General features: G+C 35.0%; 2 protein-coding genes. Both read left to right on the top strand.

Going from position 1 to position 4,347, the window contains the following annotated elements:
* The first annotated feature begins 84 nt into the window (after nt 1–84).
* Entirely contained in the window at nt 85–2,094 is a 2,010-nt protein-coding gene (locus tag V7K44_RS22775; RefSeq protein ID WP_334934607.1) for an ABC transporter ATP-binding protein/permease, read from the top strand.
* 471 nt (nt 2,095–2,565) lie between these two features.
* Nucleotides 2,566–4,200, top strand: a complete 1,635-nt coding sequence (locus tag V7K44_RS22770) for a DUF4268 domain-containing protein (protein ID WP_334934606.1) — start codon at nt 2,566–2,568, stop codon at nt 4,198–4,200.
* The last annotated feature ends 147 nt before the right edge of the window (nt 4,201–4,347 follow it).

Below are 4,347 nucleotides of genomic sequence, written 5' to 3'. Positions count from 1 at the left end.
AATACTTATTGATAATAGTTGAGGCGAGTCTAACACTACTTTCATCTTACTTATTAGGTAAAATCTTCAGTTTATTTCTATAATATGGCAACTCAAGTAGTTCAAAACCAATCTTTAAACAATACTTATTCAGCTTTTACTAAATTTTGGAAAAATGTCAAAGCGGTCACAGGGCCTTACTGGTACCCAACAAAAGCAGGAGAAAGAGCGTTTTCAGATGTGATTCGCGTATGGGGAATGCTCATTCTCCTAATCTCATTAATAATTACACTTGTAGGAGTAAATGTATTTAATAGCTTCATTCAGCGCTATTTACTAGATCTCATGATTAAAGAGAAGGATCTTCCTAAGTTTTTTGATGCCTTATTACTTTATGGTGTAGTTCTCGTATTAGCAACGCTCTTTGTAGGTTTTACTAAATCTGTTAGAAAAAAAATTGCTCTCGATTGGTACCAATGGCTAAATAACCATATATTATCAAAATATTTAAGTAATCGAGCCTATTACAAAATAAACTTTAAATCTGATATTGATAATCCAGATCAACGTTTATCTCAAGAAATCGAACCCATTGCTAGTAATGCTCTCAGTTTTTCAGCTACTTTATTAGAGAAAGTACTGGAAATGACGGTATTTTTAATAATTCTTTGGTCAATCTCTCCTCAAGTTGCAATGATTTTAGTTGCTTATACGATCGTAGGCAATTTGATTGCCGTTTACTTGACTCAAGAATTAAATAAGATTAGTCAAGAAGAACTTGAATCGAAAGCTGATTACACCTATTGCCTAACTCATGTCCGCAATCATGCTGAATCAGTAGCTTTTTTTCAAGGAGAAAACCAAGAATTAAATATTATTACCCGCCGATTTAGTAATTTAATAAAAAATGCTAAACGCAAGATTGATTGGGAAAAAAATAAAGAGATTTTTAATAGAGGATATCAAGCTGTAATTCAAATATTACCATTTATAGTATTTGGTCCTTTAAACATTAAAGGTGAAATAGATTTTGGAGAACTTAGCCAAGCTGCTTTATCCTGTAATCTTTTTGCTATGGCTTTGGCAGAATTAATTAATGAATTTGGAACTTCCGGGCGATTTTCTAGTTATGTTGAGCGTTTATCTGAGTTTTCAGATGCTTTAGAATCAGTAACTAAACAACCGGAAAATGTTAATACTATTAAAACTATAGAAGAAAATCATCTCGCTTTTGAGAATGTTACTTTACAAACGCCCAACTATGAGCAGGTAATTGTTGAAGATTTATCACTATCTGTTCAACCAGGAGAAGGTTTACTGATTATTGGGCCCAGTGGTCGAGGTAAAAGTTCTCTCTTGAGAGCGATCGCCGGTTTGTGGAATGCGGGGACTGGTCGTCTGGTGCGGCCTCCATTAGAAGAAGTTTTATTTTTACCTCAACGCCCTTATATAATCTTGGGGACTTTGCGTGAACAGTTGCTTTATCCTAATACAAATCGTCAAATAAGCGATGCAGAACTCAAAAATTTTTTGCAACAAGTTAATCTGCAAAACTTACTAAGTCGAGTTGATGGCTTCGATACAGAAGTTCCTTGGGAAAACATATTATCAGTGGGGGAACAACAACGCCTTGCCTTTGCACGACTGCTAGTTACTCGTCCCAGCTTTACTATATTAGATGAAGCAACTAGTGCTTTGGATTTGAAGAATGAAGGAAGTCTATATCAACAGTTGCAAGAGACGAAAACAACGTTTATTAGTGTTGGGCATAGGGAAAGTCTATTTGATTATCATCAATGGGTTTTAGAACTTTCACAAGATTCTAGTTGGCAACTTGTGACCGTGCAAGATTATCGAAATCAAAATACAAGCATTACTAAAACTACCGGAAATACTCCACTCAAAATAGATAGTTTTTTTAAAGATAAATTCCAAACCAAATTAGAGAACAGTACAGGCGAAGGGCTTTCCCATAAGGAAATGAATGCACTAACATCCTATTCCCTTAGCACTATTAGAAGTAAGGCAAGCAAAGGAGAGTTTATCACTACTAATAACGGCTTTATCTATCGCTACAACAAAGACCCTAAAGTATTGAAATGGGTTATGGGTTAGCCCTTACTCATACTTTTTATAACTCCCAATTAAAGGGTAAGAAAGCCGAAACAGCCCAAACCACAAAAAGCGAAGTTGCAACCATTATCCAGTAGCAGAAGTAACCACAAACATCAACTCAGGATTGAGCGCTATATTGTCTTGCTCTTATTAATGTCTTAACCACAAAAAAGGATTTTACGTAATTCAAATGGACAAAATTGTTAATGACCTTCAATCGTGATGTATTTGCTGCCTATAAAGCCAGTTTGGGCTTTATTTGGGCTTAATTTTTGTCTAAGTCCCGTTAGTACAATCATCCGAATAGCAGGGTAAACGCAAGAAAATGACATGATAATATGCTAGGGAAATCCAGTCGTGTAGGTATTTCCAATGGTTGTAGGATTTGGGACATCATCTGAAATTAAAGGCAAAAATAGACAAGATTCACAACTTGCATCTGCAACAGATTGAGAACAAGTCCATCAGCGATTGGCAGATAATTTTAAGGATTTGCAAGACCCAAGAGGGAAACAGGGTGTGTTTCATCCATTTATCAGCATCGTGATGATCGGATTACTGACAACCATTGGTGGAGCAACAGGGTGGGAAGATATAGAGACATATGGTGTAAGTCACCACAGTTGGCCGTCAAGTTTTTTACAATTATCTTTTGAAATACTTAGCGCTGACACCTATGCCGTGCTTATTGTAGACAGTGAAAGGCATATTGCAGGTATTGTCACTAGTTATGACACAACTGAATATTTTTGTAAATATGCTGAAGATATTATGCTTGTTGAAGATATTGAGAATACTATTAAGGATTATATTTTAGCGGATTTTACAAATGAATCTGGCATTGACCAGACTAGATTAAATCAATCAATAGAAAAAATTACTCCTTCCAACAAGGAATTAAAAAATAAATTTAAACAAGCAGTTACTAATTATTTAAAAAATAGCACCGAAAATAATAAAATTAATAATGACTTAATAGAAAATGTTTGTAATCAATATTTTCCGCAGAAGAAACAGGAGAAACCATTTGATAAATTGACTCTTTCTGAGTATACAGACCTGTTTTTACATACCAGCCGTTGGAATAAATATAGTTCTATTTTTAGTCTAGCACCAACAGCAATTCGTAAATTACTGAATGCAGTAAGAGGAACGAGAAATGATTTAGCGCACTTTCGTGGAGAAATTTCTTCTCAGCAAAGGGAACAACTCAGATTCTGTAAAGACTGGTTATCCAGGCATCAATCTGCTGTGATTGATTATTTCAAAATAGGGGCAAATGAAGTAATACAGAAAAATGATCATGAATCTGAAGCTTTGAATGCTAATAAAACCTCTACTATTTCGGAAATTTTACCTGCTGATGAAACTATAAGTTTAAATAGAAGTCGGTATGCTCCACTAGCGCTGTTACTACAAAATCAAACATTTGCACAAAACAAATTACAACTAACATTTCAAGAAATTGAAGAAATTATAGGTGATCAGTTACCAGCATCTGCACGTCGCCATCGTTCCTGGTGGGCTAATGACTCTGTTAGTCATCCACAATCTCAACAGTGGTTAAATGTAGGATGGCGTGTAGCCACAATTAATATGAATGAAGAAAGCGTTATTTTTACCGGAATTGAAGAGCAAGAAAAAGCTTACATTAATTTTTTTAGCACCCTCTTAGCAGAATTAAGTAAATCGTCTGACTTTCCTGTAAAAGAGCTTTCTCAAGATGGTCGGTACTTAGCTACGGTTGCAGGAGTACCTATGAAAGGGTCTCCAGTTGCTAATTTAACCTTTACTTTTACTCCCGATAAGAAATTTAGGGTTGAACTTTATATTGATAAAGGTACACTACAACAAAACAAAAATATATTTGATGCACTCTATCTTCGCCGAGACAAAATAGAAACATCATTGGAAGAAAGCTTGACATGGGAACGTATGGATAAACGAAATACTTCTCGTATTGCCCTATATCGCACTGGTGCAATTACAGATACTGAACAAGAACTCAAAGAATTGCAAGATTGGGCAGTGGCAGCAATGCTTAAATTTCACAAGGTAATGGAGAAAAGTGTTAGTGAAGTTTTGAAATTACTACTTGTTGCTTAGAAATATGTAAATGAACTTTTACAAAGACGCAATCACTGACGCTGCATGATTATTACACTTTTGGAATTATAAATTTCGTATTACCAGTATTTTGGATACTGCTAAAAGAAAGTTGGCGGAACATAGCTTTGAAAAATTTTCCAACTT

Origin of the sequence: Nostoc sp. (genome assembly GCF_036917235.1) — a bacterium.
In the GTDB taxonomy this organism is placed as follows: domain Bacteria; phylum Cyanobacteriota; class Cyanobacteriia; order Cyanobacteriales; family Nostocaceae; genus Nostoc.
Note: the sequence above shows the minus strand (reverse complement) of the source record. Positions and strands in the feature narration are given on the sequence as shown.